This window comes from Streptomyces enissocaesilis, assembly GCF_039533765.1.
GTDB lineage: Bacteria > Actinomycetota > Actinomycetes > Streptomycetales > Streptomycetaceae > Streptomyces > Streptomyces enissocaesilis.
This window is the reverse complement of sequence record NZ_BAAAUD010000041.1, coordinates 177,899-198,315: the sequence shown is the minus strand read 5'-3', so window position 1 is coordinate 198,315 and position 20,417 is coordinate 177,899. Positions and strand designations below refer to the sequence as shown.

The 20,417-nt window shown below is 70.0% G+C and carries 16 protein-coding genes; 15 read left to right on the top strand and 1 reads right to left on the bottom strand.

Annotated features, from left to right (window positions below; all coding sequences use genetic code 11):
• Positions 1-177: 177 nt before the first annotated feature.
• From typA to ABD374_RS21215, 11 genes are all read left to right on the top strand, one after another.
• Positions 178-2,049, top strand: a complete 1,872-nt coding sequence (typA, locus tag ABD374_RS21265) for a translational GTPase TypA (protein ID WP_344497162.1) — start codon at positions 178-180, stop codon at positions 2,047-2,049.
• Positions 2,050-2,540: 491 nt separating this feature from the next.
• Positions 2,541-4,160, top strand: coding sequence for a peptide ABC transporter substrate-binding protein (locus ABD374_RS21260; protein ID WP_344497161.1), 1,620 nt, complete (start codon positions 2,541-2,543; stop codon positions 4,158-4,160).
• A gap of 121 nt (positions 4,161-4,281) precedes the next feature.
• Complete coding sequence (locus ABD374_RS21255; protein WP_344497160.1) at positions 4,282-5,211, top strand: ABC transporter permease; 930 nt, start codon at positions 4,282-4,284, stop codon at positions 5,209-5,211.
• The gene (locus ABD374_RS21250) at positions 5,204-6,157 is read left to right on the top strand and encodes an ABC transporter permease (protein ID WP_344497159.1); all 954 of its coding nucleotides are present in this window, start codon (positions 5,204-5,206) and stop codon (positions 6,155-6,157) included. The genes ABD374_RS21255 and ABD374_RS21250 overlap by 8 nt, the downstream gene beginning before the upstream one ends.
• Positions 6,158-6,172: 15 nt before the next feature.
• Complete coding sequence (locus ABD374_RS21245) at positions 6,173-7,231, top strand: ABC transporter ATP-binding protein (RefSeq protein WP_344497158.1); 1,059 nt, start codon at positions 6,173-6,175, stop codon at positions 7,229-7,231.
• Positions 7,224-8,375: an ABC transporter ATP-binding protein gene (locus ABD374_RS21240; protein ID WP_344497157.1), complete on the top strand. Its 1,152-nt coding sequence runs from the start codon at positions 7,224-7,226 to the stop codon at positions 8,373-8,375. The genes ABD374_RS21245 and ABD374_RS21240 overlap by 8 nt, the downstream gene beginning before the upstream one ends.
• Before the next feature lie 193 nt (positions 8,376-8,568).
• Positions 8,569-10,197: a peptide ABC transporter substrate-binding protein gene (locus ABD374_RS21235; protein ID WP_344497156.1), complete on the top strand. Its 1,629-nt coding sequence runs from the start codon at positions 8,569-8,571 to the stop codon at positions 10,195-10,197.
• A 42-nt stretch (positions 10,198-10,239) separates the two neighbouring features.
• Positions 10,240-11,163: an ABC transporter permease gene (locus ABD374_RS21230; protein ID WP_344497155.1), complete on the top strand. Its 924-nt coding sequence runs from the start codon at positions 10,240-10,242 to the stop codon at positions 11,161-11,163.
• Positions 11,156-12,139: an ABC transporter permease gene (locus tag ABD374_RS21225; RefSeq protein WP_344497154.1), complete on the top strand. Its 984-nt coding sequence runs from the start codon at positions 11,156-11,158 to the stop codon at positions 12,137-12,139. The genes ABD374_RS21230 and ABD374_RS21225 overlap by 8 nt, the downstream gene beginning before the upstream one ends.
• 11 nt (positions 12,140-12,150) lie before the next feature.
• Positions 12,151-13,134 carry an ABC transporter ATP-binding protein gene (locus ABD374_RS21220; RefSeq protein ID WP_344497153.1) on the top strand — a complete coding sequence of 328 codons (984 nt, stop codon included), beginning with the start codon at positions 12,151-12,153 and terminating at the stop codon, positions 13,132-13,134.
• Positions 13,127-14,209 carry an ABC transporter ATP-binding protein gene (locus tag ABD374_RS21215; RefSeq protein WP_344497152.1) on the top strand — a complete coding sequence of 361 codons (1,083 nt, stop codon included), beginning with the start codon at positions 13,127-13,129 and terminating at the stop codon, positions 14,207-14,209. Before ABD374_RS21220 ends, ABD374_RS21215 begins: the two co-directional genes overlap by 8 nt.
• A gap of 142 nt (positions 14,210-14,351) precedes the next feature.
• On the opposite strand, the gene ABD374_RS21210 is transcribed toward ABD374_RS21215, so the two are convergent.
• Positions 14,352-16,517: a prolyl oligopeptidase family serine peptidase gene (locus ABD374_RS21210; RefSeq protein WP_344497151.1), complete on the bottom strand. Its 2,166-nt coding sequence runs from the start codon at positions 16,515-16,517 to the stop codon at positions 14,352-14,354.
• A gap of 168 nt (positions 16,518-16,685) precedes the next feature.
• On the opposite strand from ABD374_RS21210, the gene ABD374_RS21205 reads away from it, so the two are divergent.
• From ABD374_RS21205 to ABD374_RS21190, 4 genes are all read left to right on the top strand, one after another.
• Positions 16,686-16,880 (top strand): hypothetical protein, encoded by a 195-nt coding sequence (locus ABD374_RS21205; RefSeq protein ID WP_138896464.1) that lies wholly within the window; start codon positions 16,686-16,688, stop codon positions 16,878-16,880.
• 23 nt (positions 16,881-16,903) lie between these two features.
• Positions 16,904-17,791, top strand: a complete 888-nt coding sequence (mshB, locus tag ABD374_RS21200; protein WP_344497150.1) for an N-acetyl-1-D-myo-inositol-2-amino-2-deoxy-alpha-D-glucopyranoside deacetylase — start codon at positions 16,904-16,906, stop codon at positions 17,789-17,791.
• Positions 17,788-18,165, top strand: coding sequence for a DUF6113 family protein (locus ABD374_RS21195; RefSeq protein ID WP_344497149.1), 378 nt, complete (start codon positions 17,788-17,790; stop codon positions 18,163-18,165). Before mshB ends, ABD374_RS21195 begins: the two co-directional genes overlap by 4 nt.
• Before the next feature lie 168 nt (positions 18,166-18,333).
• A complete protein-coding gene (locus ABD374_RS21190) occupies positions 18,334-20,415 on the top strand; it encodes a peptidoglycan binding domain-containing protein (protein ID WP_344497148.1) in 2,082 nt (693 codons plus the stop codon).
• The last annotated feature ends 2 nt before the right edge of the window (positions 20,416-20,417 follow it).

Sequence of the window (20,417 nt, the reverse complement as noted above, 5' to 3'; positions counted from 1 at the left end):
GCTTCGCCGGACCGCCCGGAGCCCCCGCGCGGGGCCGGTACCGATCGCCCCGGAAGCCCGCGCGGCTCACTCCCCGTACCATGGGGGGTAGCCGTGGCGCGACCGCCCGGCGGGCGTATGAGGAAACGAACCGAATACGACGCCCGATCCCACGATCGAGAGAAGCGCAACTCACCCATGCCCACGCGCCACGACATCCGTAACGTAGCCATCGTCGCCCACGTCGACCACGGCAAGACCACCCTGGTCGACGCCATGCTCAAGCAGGCGGGCGCCTTCGCCGCGCACGCCGCCGAGAGCCTCGACGACCGCATGATGGACTCGAACGACCTGGAGCGTGAGAAGGGCATCACGATCCTGGCCAAGAACACGGCCGTCAAGTACCACCCCAAGGATGGCGGCGACGTCATCACCATCAACATCATCGACACCCCCGGCCACGCCGACTTCGGTGGTGAGGTCGAGCGCGGCCTGTCGATGGTCGACGCGGTCGTCCTGCTCGTCGACGCCTCCGAGGGCCCGCTGCCGCAGACGCGCTTCGTGCTCCGCAAGGCGCTCCAGGCGAAGATGCCGGTCATCCTCTGCATCAACAAGACGGACCGCCCCGACTCCCGGATCGCCGAGGTCGTCGACGAGACGTACGACCTCTTCCTCGACCTGGACGCGGACGAGGAGCAGATCGAGTTCCCGATCGTCTACGCCTGCGCGCGTGACGGCGTCGCCTCGCTGACCAAGCCGGAGGACGGCACCGTCCCGGCCGACAGCGAGAACCTGGAGCCGTTCTTCACCACGATCCTCCAGCACGTCCCGGCCCCCGAGTACGACGAGTCCGCCCCCCTTCAGGCGCACGTCACCAACCTCGACGCCGACAACTTCCTCGGCCGCATCGCGCTGTGCCGCGTCGAGCAGGGCGAGCTGCGCAAGGGCCAGACCGTCGCCTGGATCAAGCGTGACGGCACGATGTCCAACGTCCGCATCACCGAGCTGATGATGACCGAGGCCCTCACCCGCAAGCCCGCCGAGAAGGCGGGCCCGGGCGACATCTGCGCCATCGCCGGCATCCCGGACATCATGATCGGCGAGACCCTGGCCGACCCCGAGAACCCGATCGCGCTGCCGCTGATCACGGTCGACGAGCCGGCCATCTCGATGACCATCGGTGCCAACACCTCGCCGCTGGTCGGCAAGGGCGGCAAGGGCCACAAGGTCACGGCGCGTCAGATCAAGGACCGCCTCGACCGCGAACTGGTCGGCAACGTCTCGCTGCGCGTCCTGGACACCGAGCGCCCCGACGCCTGGGAGGTGCAGGGCCGCGGTGAGCTGGCGCTGGCCATCCTGGTCGAGCAGATGCGCCGCGAGGGCTTCGAGCTGACCGTCGGCAAGCCCGAGGTGGTCACCAAGGAGATCGACGGCAAGAAGCACGAGCCGATCGAGCGCATGACGATCGACTCGCCGGAGGAGCACCTCGGCGCGATCACGCAGCTCATGGCGACCCGCAAGGGCCGCATGGAGACGATGACGAACCACGGTTCGGGCTGGGTCCGCATGGAGTGGATCGTCCCGTCCCGCGGCCTCATCGGCTTCCGTACGGAGTTCCTGACGCAGACCCGCGGCACCGGCATCGCGCACTCCATCTTCGAGGGCCACGAGCCGTGGTTCGGCGAGCTGCGCACCCGCCACAACGGCTCGCTGGTCGCCGACCGCGCGGGCACGGTGACGCCGTTCGCGATGGTCAACCTCCAGGAGCGCGGTGTCATCTTCACCGAGGCCGGCACTGAGGTCTACGAGGGCATGATCATCGGCGAGAACTCGCGCGCCGACGACATGGACGTGAACATCACCAAGGAGAAGAAGCTCACCAACATGCGTGCGGCTTCCGCGGACACCACCGAGAACGTGGTCCCGGCCCGCAAGCTCTCCTTGGAGCAGTCCCTTGAGTTCTGCCGCGAGGACGAGTGCATCGAGGTGACCCCGGAGACCGTGCGCATCCGCAAGGTCGTCCTGGACCAGAAGGAGCGCGGCCGTACGGCTTCGCGCGCCAAGCGCTGACACCCGGACGCGTCTGACGCGCCGACGCGCTGCGTACTGACGTTCTGACACGCCGAAGGCCGGTTGCCGTCGCTCCCCGCGGGGAAGGACGGGAACCGGCCTTCGGCGTGTCGGGACCCCGGAACCGACACGCACTTATGATCTTCGCCGTCAAGCGTATTTAGGGGCGGGTGCGTCCGGTTATCGGTCATTGCTCTCCGGAAGCTGCGTTAACAGTCCGTTTCGGGGGTGTCTGTCTGTGATCATTTTGTCCGGATTTCGGGCAGGTGGGCCCGGTCGATGTTGTCAAAACGAGACCCTTTAGGTGTGGTTTACGGGTCGGTGTTACTTAATAGTTGGCTCCATTGAGCTCGGGTCAATGGGTCACGCACTGTGGGGAGTGCCGACTCACGAGCACACTCGGGGTACATGCGACTCATCGCCGTCAGGGGTGTCGGCGACCGTCTGCTTACCCCTCTTGTAGTGATCAGTGGACTCATGAGGAGGAACCCATGCGCGGTGCCAAGAGCGCCAAGTGGGTCGCAGGTGCGATAGTCGTGGCTCTGTCGGCAACGGCGTGCGGTGGCTCGGACAGCGGCGACACGGATGCCAAGGAAAAGGGCAAGCCCGCCGGTTACGTCTCCATCGACGTCGGCGAGCCGCAGAAGCCGCTGATCCCGGCCGACACGAACGAGACGCTCGGCAGCTACGTCATCCAGTCGCTGTTCACCCAGCTCCTGGACTTCGACGCCAAGGGCCAGATCGTCTACACGAACGCCGAGTCGATCGAGACGACCGACTCGAAGACGTGGACGGTCAAGCTCAAGAAGGGCTGGAAGTTCCACAACGGCGAGGCTGTCACTTCCGAGTCCTACATCAACGCCTGGAACTGGTACGCCAACGTCAAGAACAAGCAGCAGAACGCCTTCTGGTTCGAGGACATCAAGGGCTACGAGGACGTCCACCCGGCCAAGGGCGACCCGAAGGCCGACAAGATGTCCGGCCTCAAGGCCGTGGACGACACCACGTTCACCATCGAGCTGTCGAAGCCGGTTCCGTACTTCGAGTACAAGCTCGGCTACACGACCTGGGCCCCGCTGCCCAAGACCTTCTACGACGACCCGAAGGCGTTCGGCCTGAAGCCCGTCGGCAACGGCCCCTACGTCTTCGAGAAGTGGGACCGCAAGAAGCTCATCCAGGTCAAGGCCAACCCGGACTACCAGGGTCCGAACAAGGCCCAGAACAAGGGTGTCCTCTTCAAGAACTACGCGACCGTCGAGGCCGCGTACCAGGACCTGCTCTCCGGCAACCTGGACATGATCCGCCAGATCGGCCCGAAGGACCTGCCGAAGTACAAGCAGGACCTGGGCGACCGCGCGATCGACCAGGAGTACGCGGCGATCCAGTCGCTCGTCCCGACCTTCTACAGCAAGACCTTCAAGAAGATCGACCCGAAGGTCCTGCAGGGTCTGTCGATGGGCATCGACCGTCAGACGATCACCAAGACGGTGCTCAACGGCACGCGCACGCCGGCCACGAGCTTCACGCCCGTCGGCGTCCAGGGCAACCAGAAGCTGGACACGGACGTGTTCACGTTCGACGCGGCCAAGGCGAAGAAGCTCGTCACCGAGGGCGGCGGCGTTCCGGGCAACAAGATCTGGATCCAGTACAACGCCGACGGCGGCCACAAGGAGTGGGTGACCGCGGTCTGCGAGTCCATCCGCAACTCCACCGGGGTCGAGTGCCTCCCGGACGCGAAGCCGGACTTCCAGACCGACCTGGAGGCCCGTGACAACGACCAGGTCAAGTCCTTCTACCGCGGTGGCTGGGTCGCCGACTACCCGGTGAACGCCAACTTCATGCGCGAGCTGTACGGCACCACCGCCGAGGCGAACAACGGCAAGTTCTCCGACAAGGAGGTCGACGCCGCGTTCAAGAAGGGCGACAACGCCAAGTCCCTGGAGGAGTCGGTCAAGCTCTACCAGGACGCCGAGAAGCTCCTGCTGGAGAAGATGCCGGCCATCCCGCTGTGGCAGTACCGCATCAACGGCGGACACTCCGAGGCCGTCGACAACGTCGAGGTCGACTTCCACGGCGACCTCGAAGTCACCGGCGTCACCGTCAAGAAGTAGTCCGCCCCGCTGACCACCCCTCATCCGGTCAGTACCCGCCACCGCACCGGCGGTAGGCCCGGGGGCCGCTTCCTCGATCAGGAAGCGGCCCCCGGCCACAGTTATCCACACGGAGGCAAACATGGGGCGTTATGTCGCGCGGCGACTGCTCCAGATGATCCCGGTCTTCATCGGGTCAACCTTGCTGGTCTTTTTGATGATGTACGCCCTGCCCGGTGACCCCGTGCGCGCGCTCGCCGGCGAGCAGGCCGTGGATCCGGCGCAGATCGCTCAGATGAAGAAGGACCTCGGGCTCGATCTGCCGATCTGGCAGCAGTACTGGAACTATCTGACCGGCCTGTTCCAGGGCGACTTCGGCACCCAGATCGCCACCCAGCGCCCCGTCGCCGAGGTGATCGGGGACGCGTTCCCGATCACGATCCGGCTGGCCCTGTTCGCCTTCGCCTTCACGGCGATCGTCGGCATCGCCATGGGTGTCCTGGCCGGCCTGAAGGCCGACACCTTCCGGGACCGGGGACTGCTGGTGGTGACGCTCCTGCTGATCTCCGTTCCCTCCTTCGTACTCGGCTTCCTCGCCCAGTACTTCTTCGCCCACCAGCTGGGCTGGGTCGAACCGAACGTGAGCGCCCTGGCGGAGTCGCACGAGCTGATCCTGCCCGCCGTGGTCCTGGGTTCGCTCTCCCTCGCGTACGTCGCCCGGCTCACCCGCACCTCGGTCGCGGAGAACCTGCGCTCCGACTACATGCGCACCGCCGTGGCGAAGGGCCTGCCCCGCCGGCGCATCGTGGGTGTCCACCTGATGCGCAACTCCATGATCCCCGTGGTCACCTTCCTCGGCACCGACATCGGCACCCTGATGGGCGGCGCGGTCGTCACCGAGGGCATCTTCAACGTCCAGGGCGTCGGTTACGCCGTCTTCGGCGCGCTGAAGTCGCGTGAGGGCTCCACCGTGGTGGGCATCGTCACCCTCATCGTGGTCGTGTACCTCGTCGCCAGCCTGCTCGTCGACCTGCTCTACGCGGTCCTGGACCCGAGGATCCGTTATGCCTGAGGCGCTCGAAGCCATCGCCAAGGACGGGACGCCGGTCGCACCCGACGCCCAGGTCAAGGCCGCCGACGCGGCCAAGTCCGAGAAGCCGCGCAGTCTGTGGTCCGACGCCTGGCACGACCTGCGGCGCAACCCGCTGTTCGTGATCTCGGCGATCCTGATCGTGTTCCTGCTGACCATGTCCGCCTTCCCGGGCCTGTTCACCAGCGCCGACCCCCGGCACGCGGACCTCGCCAAGCACTACCTCCAGAAGCCGAACTGGGGGAACCTCTTCGCCGAGGACTGGTTCGGTTACGACGTCCAGGGCCGCTCCATCTACGCCCGCGTCATCTACGGCGCCCGGGCGTCGATCGCCGTCGGCGTCTTCGTCACCCTCCTGGTCACCGTCATCGGCACGGTGACGGGCATGCTCGCCGGTTACTTCGGCGGCTGGATCGACACGCTGCTGTCCCGCGTCACGGACATCTTCTTCGGCATCCCCTTCATCCTCGGCGCGATGGTGGTGCTGACCTCCTTCGAGCAGCGGCACGTCTGGGTCGTGATCCTGGCGCTCGCGTTCCTGGGCTGGACCCAGATCGCCCGTGTCGCCCGGGGCTCGGTCATCACCATCAAGCAGGCCGACTACGTGATGGCGGCGAAGGCGCTCGGCGCCTCCACCTCCCGCATCCTGCTCCGGCACATCCTGCCCAACGCGATCGCCCCGGTGATCGTGGTCGCCACCATCGCGCTCGGCGGCTACATCTCGGCCGAGGCCACGCTGTCCTTCCTGGGCATCGGTCTCGCGGAGCCGACCGTCTCGTGGGGCGTCGACATCTCGTCGGGCCAGGAGCAGCTGCGCAACGCGGCCTACGTCCTGATCATCCCGTCGATCATGGTGTCGATCACCGTCCTGGCCTTCATCATGCTCGGCGATGCGGTACGCAACGCCCTCGACCCCAAGCTGCGCTGAGGGAGGCGTACGTACATGACCATCATCGACAAGACGGCGGACGTTCCCGCGCCCCGAGGTTCGACGGACAGCGGCGGACCGCTGCTCGACGTCCGTGACCTGCACGTGGAGTTCAAGACCCGCGACGGCGTCGTCAAGGCCGTCAACGGTGTCAACTACAGCGTCTCCGCCGGCGAGACCCTCGCCGTGCTCGGCGAGTCCGGTTCCGGCAAGTCCGTGACGGCGCAGGCCATCATGGGCATCCTCGACATGCCGCCCGGCCGCATCCCGCAGGGGGAGATCCTCTTCCGCGGCCAGGACATGCTGACCATGGGCTACGAGGAGCGGCGCAGGATCCGCGGCCAGAAGATCGCGATGATCTTCCAGGACGCGCTGTCCTCCCTCAACCCGGTGCTGACCGTCGGCTACCAGCTCGGCGAGATGTTCCGTGTCCACCAGGGCCTGTCCAGGAAGGACGCCAAGGCCAAGGCCGTCGAGCTGATGGACCGGGTGCGCATCCCGGCGGCGAAGGAGCGGGTGGGCGACTACCCGCACCAGTTCTCCGGCGGCATGCGCCAGCGCATCATGATCGCGATGGCGCTGGCCCTGGAGCCCGACCTGATCATCGCCGACGAGCCCACCACGGCGCTCGACGTGACCGTCCAGGCGCAGGTCATGGACCTGCTCGCGGAGCTCCAGCGCGAGTACAACATGGGCCTGATCCTGATCACCCACGACCTCGGCGTCGTCGCCGACGTCGCGGACAAGATCGCGGTCATGTACGCGGGCCGGATCGTCGAGACCGCCCCGGTCCACGAGCTGTACAAGCGCCCCGCGCACCCGTACACCCGCGGCCTGCTGGACTCGATCCCGCGCCTGGACCAGAAGGGCCAGGAGCTCTACGCGATCAAGGGCCTGCCGCCCAACCTGCTGAAGATCCCGTCGGGCTGCGCCTTCAACCCGCGCTGCCCGAAGGCGCAGGACATCTGCCGTACGGACGTCCCGGCCCTGCTGTCCGTCACCGAGCGGGACGGCGCCGAGCTGCCCGGCCGCCGCAGCGCGTGCCACTTCTGGAAGGAACAGATCCATGGCTGAGCCGAAGAAGAACGACGAGGCCGCCGTGGACACGACCCCCAACGTCACCGCGGTCGAGGCCGTCGACGCCGCCACCACCGAGGAGGCGGTGGCGGCGATCGAGGCCCCGGTCGAGCGCGGGGAGCCGATCCTCCAGGTCCGCAACCTGGTCAAGCACTTCCCGCTGACGCAGGGCATCCTGTTCAAGAAGCAGGTCGGTGCGGTCAAGGCGGTCGACGGGATCTCCTTCGACCTCTACCAGGGCGAGACGCTCGGCATCGTGGGGGAGTCCGGCTGCGGCAAGTCCACCGTCGCCAAGCTCCTCATGACGCTGGAGACGGCCACCGCCGGCGAGGTCTTCTACAAGGGCCAGGACATCACCAAGCTGTCCGGGCGCGCGCTGAAGGCGGTGCGCCGCAACATCCAGATGGTGTTCCAGGACCCGTACACCTCGCTCAACCCCCGTATGACGGTGGGCGACATCATCGGTGAGCCGTACGACATCCACCCGGAGGTCGCGCCCAAGGGCGACCGGCGCCGCAAGGTCCAGGAGCTCCTGGACGTCGTGGGCCTGAACCCCGAGTACATCAACCGGTACCCGCACCAGTTCTCCGGCGGGCAGCGCCAGCGCATCGGCATCGCCCGCGGCCTGGCGCTCCAGCCGGAGATCATCATCTGCGACGAGCCGGTGTCGGCGCTGGACGTGTCCGTCCAGGCGCAGGTCATCAACCTGATGGAGAAGCTCCAGGACGAGTTCAACCTGTCCTACCTCTTCATCGCGCACGACCTGTCGATCGTCCGGCACATCTCGGACCGGGTCGGCGTCATGTACCTCGGCAAGATGGCCGAGATCGGTACGGACACGCAGATCTACGACCACCCGACGCACCCCTACACCCAGGCGCTGCTGTCGGCGGTCCCGGTCCCCGACCCGGACGCCCGCGAGGGCCGTGAGCGCATCATCCTCACCGGCGACGTCCCGTCACCGGCGAACCCGCCGTCCGGCTGCCGGTTCCGCACGCGCTGCTGGAAGGCACAGGACAAGTGCGCCGAGGAGGTGCCGCTGCTGGCGGTGCCCGAGCGCTTCACGTCCTCGGACACCCCGGCGGCGCACGAGTCGGCGTGTCACTTCGCGGAGGAGAAGGACGTCGTCCACGCGGCGTGACCCCGCTCGACCGTACGCACACGGGGGCGCCCCGGGCCATCGCGGCCCGGGGCGCCTTCGGCTGTCCGGCGCGCGCCCGTGTCCGGTGCGTGTCCGCGTCCGCCGCGCGAACGGGCGCGGTTGAAGTGCGGTACGTACGACTCTGGGGTGATATGGGTGCTACGTGAGACCCAAGGACCCCAGGAGGGACTCCATGCGCGGAGCCACGCACGCCAAGTGGGCGGCATGTGCCATGGCCGTCGTCCTCGCGGCGACAGCCTGCGGCGGCGGTGGCAACGGCGGCGGTGGCGGTGGGTCAGGGGTGATCAGCTCGTCCTGGGGTGACCCGCAGAACCCGCTGGAGCCCGCCAACACCAACGAGGTGCAGGGCGGCAAGGTCCTCGACATGCTCTTCCGCGGCCTCAAGCGGTACGACCCGAGGACCGGCGAGGCCGAGAACTGGCTGGCCGAGAAGATCGACACCACCGACTCGCAGAACTTCACCGTCACCGTCAAGGACGGCTGGACGTTCAGCAACGGCGAGAAGGTCACCGCCCGGTCCTTCGTCGACGCCTGGAACTACGGCGCGCACCTCAAGAACAACCAGCGCAACGCCTACTTCTTCAACTACATCGAGGGCTACGACGAGGTGCACCCCGAGAAGGGCGAGGCCACCGCCGACACCCTCTCCGGCCTGAAGGTGAAGGACGAGAGGACCTTCACCGTCAAACTCACCCAGAAGTTCTCCACCTGGCCCGAGACCCTCGGCTACAACGCCTTCGCACCGCTGCCCAGGGCGTTCTTCGACGACCACGACGCCTGGCTGTCCAAGCCCGTCGGCAACGGCCCGTACACCGTCGAGTCGTACACCAAGGGCTCGATGATGAGCCTGCGCACGTGGGACCAGTACCCCGGCGAGGACAAGGCGCGCAACGACGGCGTGGACCTCAAGGTCTACACCGACAACACCATCGCGTACACCGACCTCACCGCCGGCAACCTCGACCTCCTCGACGACGTACCGGCCTCCCAGCTCAGGAACGTCCAGGCCGACCTCGGCGACCGCTACATCAACACCCCGGCCGGCATCATCCAGACCCTCGCCTTCCCCTACTACGACAAGCGGTGGAACGCCGACGGCATGGAGAAGGTCCGCAAGGGGCTGTCCATGGCGATCAACCGGCAGCAGATCACCGACACGATCTTCCAGAGGACCCGCACCCCCGCGAAGGACTGGACCTCCCCGGTCCTCAAGGAGGAGGGCGGCTTCGACGACGGGCTGTGCGGCGAGGCGTGCGAGTTCGACGCGGCCGAGGCGAAGAAGCTGGTCGACGAGGGCGGCGGCATCCCCGGTGGCACGCTGCGGATCACGTTCAACGCGGACACCGGCTCCCACCGGGAATGGGTCGACGCCGTCTGCAACAGCATCAACAACGCGCTGGACAACGACCGGGCGTGCACGGGCAACCCCGTCGGCACCTTCGCCGACTTCCGCAACGAGATCACCGACCGCAAGATGACGGGCCCCTTCCGGGCCGGCTGGCAGATGGACTACCCGCTGATCCAGAACTTCCTCCAGCCGCTCTACTACACGAACGCCTCGTCCAACGACGGCAAGTGGTCCAACGAGGAGTTCGACCGGCTCGTCGACGAGGCCAACGCCGAGACCGACCCGGCGCGGGCGGCCGGGAAGTTCAAGGACGCCGAGGAGGTCGTGCGCGACGAGATGGCCGCCATCCCGCTCTGGTACCAGAACGGCAGCGCCGGCTACTCCGACCGGATCTCGAACGTGGCCCTCAACCCCTTCAGCGTCCCCGTCTACCACGAGATCACGGTCGACTGACACCGGGCCAGGACGTAGGCGCCCCCTTCCGAGGAGCCCACCATGGGACGTTATGTGATCCGGCGTCTGCTGCAGATGATCCCGGTCTTCTTCGGCACCACACTGCTGATCTTCCTGATGGTGAACGTCATGGGCGACCCCGTCGCGGGGCTCTGCGGCGACCGGCAGTGCGACCCCGCGACCGCCGCCCGGCTCCGCGCCGAGTTCGGCCTCGACAAGCCGGTGTGGCAGCAGTACGCGACGTACATGGGCAACGTCTTCACCGGCGACTTCGGCACCGCCTTCAACGGCCAGAAGGTCACCGAGCTGATGGGGACCGCCTTCCCCGTGACGGTCCGGCTGACCGTCGTCGCCGTCGTGTTCGAGATCGTCATCGGCATCAGTCTCGGCGTCCTCACCGGCCTGCGCCGCGGCCGCCCCGCCGACACCGGCGTCCTGCTCGTGACGCTCGTGGTCATCTCGGTCCCGACGTTCGTCACCGGCCTGCTGCTCCAGCTGCTGCTCGGCGTCAAGTGGGGGGTCGTCAGACCGGCCGTCTCGTCCGCGGCCACGGTCGACGAACTGCTGGTCCCCGGCCTGGTCCTGGCCTCCGTCTCCCTGGCGTACGTCACCCGCCTCACCAGGACCTCCGTCGCCGAGAACGCCCGCGCCGACTACGTCCGCACGGCCGTCGCCAAGGGCCTGCCCAGGCGCCGCGTGGTCTCGCGCCACCTCCTGCGCAACTCGCTGATCCCCGTCGTCACCTTCATCGGTACGGACGTGGGCGCCCTCATGGGCGGCGCCATCGTCACCGAGCGGATCTTCAACATCCACGGCGTCGGCTTCCAGCTCTACCAGGGCATCGTCCGGCAGAGCTCCCAGACCGTCGTCGGCTTCGTGACCGTCCTGGTGCTGGTCTTCCTGCTGGCGAATCTGATCGTCGACCTCCTGTACGCCGTACTCGACCCGAGGATCCGCTATGCCTGAGCCCCACTACGATCCCGACGCGGCGATCTCGGCGGCCGGAGCCGGCGGCGCGACGGACCTCGCCATGGACGAGGGCGAGACGCTGGAGAAGGGGCCCGGTGGCGGCCCGCCGGGCCCGGACCCCGCCGGCAGGCCGCGGAGCCTGTGGTCCGACGCCTGGCGGGACCTGCGCCGCAATCCGGTCTTCGTCGTCTCCGGGCTCGTCATCGTCTTCCTCGTCGTCATCTCGCTCTGGCCGTCCCTGATCGCGAGCGGCAACCCGCTCCACTGCGACCTCGGCAGGGCCCAGGAGGGCTCCCGGCCCGGCCACCCCTTCGGCTTCGACGGCCAGGGCTGCGACGTCTACACGCGCACCGTGTACGGCGCCAGGACGTCGGTGACGGTCGGCGTCTGCTCCACCCTCGGGGTGGCCCTCCTCGGCAGCGTCCTGGGCGGGCTCGCCGGCTTCTTCGGCGGCAGCTGGGACGCGCTGCTGTCCCGCATCACCGATGTCTTCTTCGGCATCCCCGTCGTCCTCGGCGGCCTCGTCTTCCTCTCCGTCATCACCAGCACCACCGTCTGGCCGGTGATCGGCTTCATCGTGCTGCTCGGCTGGCCGCAGATCGCCCGTATCGCCCGCGGCTCGGTCATCACCGCCAAACAGAACGACTACGTGCAGGCGGCGCGGGCGCTCGGCGCGAGCAACGCGCGGATGCTGCTGCGGCACGTCGCGCCCAACGCCGTCGCGCCGGTCATCGTCGTGGCGACCATCGCCCTCGGTACGTACATCTCCCTGGAGGCGACCCTCTCCTTCCTCGGCGTCGGCCTGCGCCCGCCCGCCGTGTCCTGGGGCATCGACATCTCCGCCGCCTCCAGTTACGTCCGCAACGCCCCGCACATGCTGCTCTGGCCGGCGGGCGCGCTCGCGGTCACGGTGCTCGCGTTCATCATGCTCGGTGACGCGGTGCGCGACGCCCTCGACCCCAAGCTGCGCTGAGGAGCCCCGACATGCCCGGCACGCTGCTCGAAGTACGCGACCTGCACGTGGAATTCCGTATGCGCGACGGGGTCGCCAAGGCCGTCAACGGCGTCGACTACGCGGTGGCGGAGGGCGAGACGCTCGCCGTGCTCGGCGAGTCCGGCTCCGGGAAGTCCGTGACCGCGCAGGCGGTCATGGGCATCCTCGACATGCCGCCGGGGAGGATCACGGGCGGTGAGATCCTCTTCCGGGGCCGCGACCTGCTGAAGCTCAAGGAGGACGAACGGCGCGGGGTCAGGGGCCGGGAGATGGCCATGATCTTCCAGGACGCGCTGTCCTCCCTCAACCCGGTGCTGACCGTCGGCTACCAGCTCGGCGAGATGTTCACCGTCCACCGGGGCCTGTCCAGGAAGGACGCGAGGGCCAAGGCCGTCGAGCTGATGGACCGGGTGCGCATCCCGGCGGCGAAGGAGCGGGTGGGCGACTACCCGCACCAGTTCTCCGGCGGCATGCGCCAGCGCATCATGATCGCGATGGCGCTGGCCCTGGAGCCCGGCCTGATCATCGCCGACGAGCCCACCACGGCGCTGGACGTGACCGTCCAGGCGCAGGTCATGGACCTGCTCGCGGAGCTCCAGCGCGAGCTCGGCATGGGGCTCGTCCTCATCACGCACGACCTGGGCGTCGTCGCGGACGTCGCCGACCGGATCGCCGTCATGTACGCGGGCCGGATCGTCGAGACCGCCCCGGTCCACGACATCTACAAGGCGCCGGCCCACCCGTACACCCGCGGCCTGCTGGACTCGATCCCGCGCCTGGACCGGAAGGGCCGGGAGCTGTACGCGATCAAGGGCCTGCCGCCGAACCTCACGAACATCCCGTCCGGCTGCCCCTTCCACCCCCGCTGCCCGCTGGTCCGCGACGTGTGCCGCACCGATGTGCCGCCGCTGTACGAGGTGGAGGACGGCCGGGGGAGCGCGTGCCACTTCTGGCGGGAGACCCTCCATGGCTGAGCCGGCCGAGCGGGTCACCGAGCCGATCCTGGAGGTACGGGACCTGCACAAGCACTACCCGCTCACCCGGGGCGTCCTCTTCAAGAAGCAGGTCGGCGCGGTCAGGGCGGTCGACGGCGTCGACCTCGGCCTGGCGGCGGGAGAGACGCTCGGCATCGTGGGGGAGTCGGGCTGCGGCAAGTCCACGCTGGCCAGGCTGCTGGTCCATCTGGAGCGGCCCACGTCCGGGGCGATCCGCTACAAGGGCGAGGACATCACCAGGCTGTCCGGGCGCGCGCTGAAGGCGGTGCGCCGCAACATCCAGATGGTGTTCCAGGACCCGTACACCTCGCTCAACCCCCGTATGACGGTGGGCGACATCGTCGGTGAGCCGTACGAGATCCACCCCGAGGTCGCGCCCAAGGGCAGCCGGCGGCAGAAGGTCCAGGACCTGCTGGACGTCGTGGGGCTGAATCCGGAGTACATCAACCGCTACCCGCACCAGTTCAGCGGCGGGCAGCGCCAGCGCATCGGCATCGCGCGGGGGCTCGCGCTCCAGCCGGAGATCATCGTGGCCGACGAACCGGTGTCGGCCCTCGACGTCTCGGTCCAGGCGCAGGTCGTCAACCTGCTGGACCGGCTCCAGGGCGAGTTCGGCCTCAGCTACGTCTTCATCGCCCACGACCTGTCGATCGTGCGGCACATCTCCGACCGGGTCGGGGTCATGTACCTCGGGCGGATCGTCGAGACCGGCCGGGACGCCGAGATCTACGACCACCCGACCCACCCCTACACCCAGGCGCTGCTGTCCGCCGTGCCCGTGCCGGACCCCCAGGCCCGCGACCACCGCGAGCGGATCCTCCTGACCGGTGACGTGCCGTCGCCGGCGAACGTCCCGTCGGGCTGCCGGTTCCGCACGCGCTGCTGGAAGGCGCGGGACCGGTGCGCGGCGGAGGTGCCGCTGCTGGCGGTGCCGGCGGTTCTCCGGGACGAGGACTCCCCGGCGGCGCACGACTCGGCGTGCCACTTCGCGGAGGAGAAGCACGTCGTCCCGGCGGAGGGCGGACCGGGCGCGTCCGGCGGTCGGCCGGATTAACAGCCGCGCAACTCGGCCGACCCCGCACCGATATGTGGACGCACGACACTGAACACCGTGCGGCCGTGCGGGTGCCGTTGCCCGGCCGGGGGCGTCGCCATGGCGCCCCCGGCCGGGCGCCCACGCACCGGGGCCCGGAAGATCAGGCCCGCCCGGCGATCGAGGACGAGCCCTGCGGGGGCCGCCCGGGCTCCAGCGACCGCCGCAGGAAGTCCACCTGGAGCAGGAGCAGGTTCTCCGCGACCTGCTCCTGCGGCGTCATGTGCGTCACCCCCGACAGCGGCAGCACCTCGTGCGGCCGCCCCGCGGCGAGCAGCGCCGACGACAGCCGCAGCGTGTGCGCCGCCACCACGTTGTCGTCCGCCAGGCCGTGGACGATCATCAGGGGCCGGTGTTCGCCGGCCGGCCGGGACAGCCCGTCGTCGGTGACGAGCGAGTTGGCGGCGTACACCTCCGGCCGCGCCCCCGGGTCCCCGAGGTAGCGCTCCGTGTAGTGCGTGTCGTACAGCCGCCAGTCGGTCACGGGCGCGCCCGCGATCCCCGCGTGGAAGACGTCGGGCCTGCGCAGCACCGCGAGGGCCGCCAGGTAGCCGCCGTACGACCAGCCGCGGATCGCGACCCGCCCGAGGTCCAGCGGAAAGTCCGCGGCCAGCCCGTGCAGCGCCTCGATCTGGTCGTCGAGCGTGAGCGTGAAGTCGTCCTTGACGGCCTTCTCCCAGCCGGGGGAGCGGCCGGGCGTCCCCCGCCCGTCCGCCACGACCACCGCGAAGCCCCGGTCGGCGAACCACTGCGAGGTGAGGTGGGCGTTGTGGGCGGCGACGGCGCGCCGGGCGTGCGGTCCTCCGTACGGGTCCATCAGCACCGGAAGCGGGCCGTCCTCCTCCGTGTAGCCCGTCGGGAGCAGAACGGCGCACGGAATCCGCCGCGCGCCCCCCTCGACGAGCCGCACGCGGGCGCGCAGCACGGGTTCCTCGGCGTACGACGCGACCACGGCCTCCTGCTTGCCGTCGCGCACCACCCGCACCACCGTGCCGCTGCTCTCCAGGCACGCCGAAGCCAGCACCGTCACCCCGCCCGACCGCACCGCGGAGTGCACGCCCGGCCCCTCCGAGAGGCGCTCCACGCCCAGCTCGTCGACCCGGTAGACGTGCACCTCGCCGATCTCCGCGGCAGCGGCCTCCGAGCCCGCCGAGGCCGACACGAGCACATCGCCCTCCGACACGTCCAGCACCGCCCGCACCTGCAACTGCGGCCCGGTCAGCGCCCGGTCGCCGACGGTCAGCACCCGCGCCCCGCCCTCGTCCGCGATCCGTACGAGCCGGCCGTCCGGGGCCCAGACCGGCACCCCGTCGAAAAGATCCAGCCACACCGGGTCCTCGTCCACGTGCACGGTCCGCGTCGTCCCGGTCCCGGTGTCCACCGCCAGGTACGCCTGGCCGCGCTGGTCCCGGGCCTGCACCAGCAGCAGCGGCGCGCCCGCGTCCGACCAGTGGACCCGGGCCAGGTACGGATACCTGGCCCGGTCCCACACCACCTCCGTGCGCTCCCCGCCGTCCACCCCGTACAGGAAGAGCCGCACCTCGGCGTTGGGCGTCCCCGCCGCCGGATAGGCGACCCGCGCGGGCTCGCGCTCCGGGTACGCCGGATCCGCGATCCACCAGCGCGCCACGGCCGCGTCGTCGGCACGGGCGACCAGCAGCCGGTCCGACTCCGGCGACCACCAGAAACCGCGCGAGCGGCCCATCTCCTCGGCCGCGACGAACTCCGCGAGACCGTACGCCGTGTTCTCGTCCTCCGGTTCCGCGAGCGCCCGGTCGCCGTCGCCCTCCGCGCCGATGACCCGCAGGGCGCCCCGGGAGACGTACGCGACGCGCAGCCCGTCCGGCGAGGGCCGGGGGTCGAGAACAGGCCCCGCGGCAGGCAGCTCACGGGCGGTGCCGGCCCGCAGCCCGGCCGTGAAGAGCCGCCCCGACAGCGCGAACGCCGCCAGCTCGACCGCCGCGTCCACGGCGTACGACACGATGCCCGCGGACCCTTCCCGGCTGCGCTCGCGCCGCGCCCGCTCCTGCGCCGACAGCTGCTCGGCGGCGCCGCCGAGCAGCTGTCCGGGATCGGCGGCGACGCGCTCCCGCGCGCCCCCCTCCAGGTCGAGCACCCGGAGCCGGTTGGCGCGGTCGGTGCCGGACGAGGAGCGGAGGAACACCACACGGGCCCCGTCGGGCGACACCGTGAACGCGCGTGGTGCCCCGAGGGAGAAGCGCTGGGTCCTGGCGTGCTGCCGGGGGAAGGAGAGCCGATGCGACGTCATATGCCAGAAGTTACCGCTCGCGCCGCCCCTTCATGCGCCCCTCGTGCTGCCGTGCACCGATCAATGCGTACACACGGATAGTTATGATCCGTAGCGCCTGGTGGGTATGAACTTGCCGGGAGCTGTCCGCATGCCCGTTCCGGCCCGAGTAAGTGGAGGTGAACCGCCGTGGCACTCTCGATTTCGGCGGTAGTGCTGTTGGCGATCATCGTCATCCTGATGGTCCGGAAATCGGGACTGAAAGCCGGACATGCGGTGGTCTGCGTGCTGCTCGGCTTCTATCTCGCCAGTTCCTCCATCGCTCCCACCATCAACGAACTGACCACGAACGTGGCCGGGATGATCGGGGGCATCAAGTTCTGAGCGGAGCCTCGTAGGGTGGTCCCATGACGGACCAGGACCACCCAGCCCGTCGTCTGCTTCTCGTGCACGCGCACCCGGACGACGAGTCGATCAACAACGGCGCCACCATGGCCAAGTACGCCGCCGAGGGCGCCCGGGTCACCCTGGTGACCTGCACCCTCGGCGAGGAGGGCGAGGTCATCCCGCCCGCCCTCGCGCACCTGGCCGCCGACCGCGACGACACCCTCGGCGCCCACCGCATCGCCGAACTGGCCGCCGCGATGAAGGAGCTGGGGGTCACCGACCACCGCTTCCTCGGCGGCCCGGGCCGCTTCCGCGACTCCGGGATGATGGGCACCCCGCAGAACCACCGCGAAGGCGCCTTCTGGGCCGCGCCGGTGGACGAGGCGGCGGCGTACCTCGTCGAGGTGGTCCGTTCCGTACGCCCGCAGGTCCTCGTCACCTACGACCCGGACGGCGGCTACGGACACCCGGACCACATCCAGGCCCACCGCGTCGCGATGCGCGCGGCCGACCTCGCGGCCGACCCGGACTTCCGCCCGGACCTCGGAGCGCCGCACACCATCGCCAAGATCTACTGGAACCGCGTGCCGCGCACCTACGCGGAGGAAGGCTTCGCCCGCCTGCGCGCGACGGCGGTGGGCTTCTCCGCCACCGCCGCCGTGGACGACGTCCCCGGAGTCGTCGACGACGCGCGGATCACCACGGAGATCGACGGCGCGCCGTACGCCGGGGCCAAGACCGCCGCGATGCGCGCGCACGCCACCCAGATCGTGGTGGAGGGCGGTTTCTTCGCCCTCTCCAACCACCTGGGCCAGCCCGTCCTCGTCACGGAGTCCTACGAACTGGTACGGGGCGAACGCGCCGCCGGCGGACGCGAGACGGACCTCTTCGCGGGGGTGGCCCCGTGACCGTGGTCCGCGTCGCCGTCCACCTCCTCCTCGTCGTCCTGGGCGCGCTCACGGGCGCGGCGGGCGTGCTCGTCCACGCCGCCTGGTTCCCCGGCGGCCTGCTGCTGGCGCTGCTCGCGGCGGCGGGCGTCTTCTACGGCTCCCTGTACGCCACGGGCGTGAGGACCGGTGTCGGCGCGTCCGCCGCCGGATGGCTCGTGGCCGTCGTCCTGCTGACCCTCAGCCGTCCCGAGGGCGATCTGCTCGTCGGCGGCTCCGCGGTCTCGTACGCCTACCTGCTGGGAGGGATGGCCGTCGCTGTGATCTGCGCCACGATGGTGGAGCTGCCGCGACCGGATGCGACCCGCGCCCGACTTGGCCGACTTGGCACATGACGTACTGCTTGAGCCCGTGAACCGACCGCGCCGGCGCGGCGGTCGGGCCCTTCGCCACCCTGGGCGCGGGGCGTCTGTCGGCGGCGGCCAGTATGGTGGTGCGCGCCGCCGGGCCTCCCGCAGTACAGGGTAAGAGCGGGCGAGCGGAGCCAACCGGGAGAACCTGCCTTGAGTCGTGAAACTGACAGTTCGTCCTCCGGCCCCCAGGGGCGTGGCGGAGCCGCGTACCCCTCGGGTACGCCGCCGTACGGATCCCGCCAGTATCCGTCGCCGAACCCCGGGCAGGACGCTCCGGAGGAGACTGCCGGGGCCGCCGCGCGGGCGGAGTCGGACGAGCCCAGGACCGAGACCACGCTGACCACCCGCATCCGGATCAACATCCCCGGATCGCGGCCGATCCCTCCGGTCGTCATGCGTACGCCCGTGGGCGACGTGGAGCCGCCCTCCTCACCCGTGAGGCCGGAGCGCACGGGCAGCCGCACGGGCACCACGCCCCGCCCGCCCGAGCCGTCGCGGGACACCGCGGCGGAGGCGCCGCGGGAGGAGGCCGGTACCGGCGAGGACACGCAGCCGCCGGCCAGCAACTGGTTCGCGCCCCGCAAGCCGTCGGCCGCTCCCGCGCCGTCGCCGGCCGCCGCGGCGCCGGCCGCGCCGCAGGGCGGTGGGCAGCGCCCCGAGTTCCCGTACTCCACGCCCTCCACGCCCTCCGCGCCGGAAGATGCGCAGCGCCAGAGCGCCGCCCCGCTGCCGCGCCGCACCACCGGCGGCTCGCCCGGTGACGCGGCCGCGAACGGGGGCGGCCGCGCCGCCGGCACGCGCCCGTCCGGCCCCGCGGGGCCCCTGGACCCGACCGTCTGGCCGACGGGTCCGGCCGGCCCGGCGGGTCCGACCGTGGGTCCGGCGGGTCCGACCACCGGCCCGATGACCGGCAGCTCGCCCTTCCTGGGCTCCGGCCCCCGCCCCGGTTCCGGCGTACACCCGCCGGGCGCCGCGGGCCCCTCGGCCCCGGCCCAGTCCTCCATGAGCGACGACACGGCGGTACTGACCCCGCAGAACCCGGCCCCGGGCACCTCCGCGGGCGGTCCCTTCGCGGGCGACAACGTCTCCGGTGACACGCTGACCAGTGGCATGCCCGTGGTCCCGGCGGCGGAGCGGCACTCGCCGTTCGCCCCGCCGCAGGCCGGCGCCCGCTTCGTCCCGGACCCGGTAACCCCCCTCACGGACGGCCCGCAGACTCCGGCCCCCGTCCCGGCCGTTCCGGCCCGGACCACACCGCCGCCCGCCGCTTCCTCCGCCCCCGCGAAGAAGGGCCGCTCCAAGCTGGTCCTGCTGGCCGTGGGCGTCGTGGGTCTGGCCGGTGTGGCGTACGGCGCGGGACTCCTCATGAACCACTCCGACGTACCGAAGGGCACCACGGTCCTCGGCGTCGACATCGGCGGCGGCACGAAGGAGGAGGCGGTCAACAAGCTCGACACCGCCCTCGGCGAGCGTGCCGCCACGCCGCTCGTCCTCACCGTCGACGGCAAGCAGGCGAAGCTCAAGCCGTCCAAGGCCGGTCTCGCCCTGGACAGCCAGGAGACCGTGCGCGGCGCCGCGGGCAGCGACTACAACCCCGTATCCGTGATCGGTTCCCTCTTCGGCGGCGAGCGCGTCGCCGAGCCGGTGATCCCGGTCGACGAGGAGAAGCTGAGCGTCGCGCTGGCCGACCTGGCGGGCACCTCGGGCACGGCCAGCGAGGGCACGATCAAGTTCGTGCCCGGCAAGGCGGTCGCCGTACCGGGCAAGGCGGGCAAGCAGCTCGACGTGGTCCGCTCGATGACCCGGGTCAAGGACGCGTACCGCGCCCAGGTGGAGACCGGCAGGCCGAACACGGTGGAGCTGCCCGTCGCCACCAAGTCCCCGACGATCGGCCAGGCCGAGCTGGACCGGGCCATGCGGGAATTCGCCCAGCCCGCGATGTCCGGCCTGATCACGATCAAGGCGGGCGGCAAGCAGATCCAGTTCGGCCCGGCGAGGTCCCTGCCGAAGATCCTCTCCATGAAGCCGATCGACGGCCGGCTGGTGGAGGTCTACGACAAGCAGGCGATCGAGCAGCTTCTGGAGGGCGTCTTCGACGGCGTCCGGATCACCAAGGGCGACGGCAAGGAGCACCCGGTCACCGCGGACGACGTGGCCTACGCCATGCGCACGGCGCTGGTGGGCAGGACCCCGGCGCAGCGTGTCCAGGAGATCAGCCTCGACCCGAGCTAGCG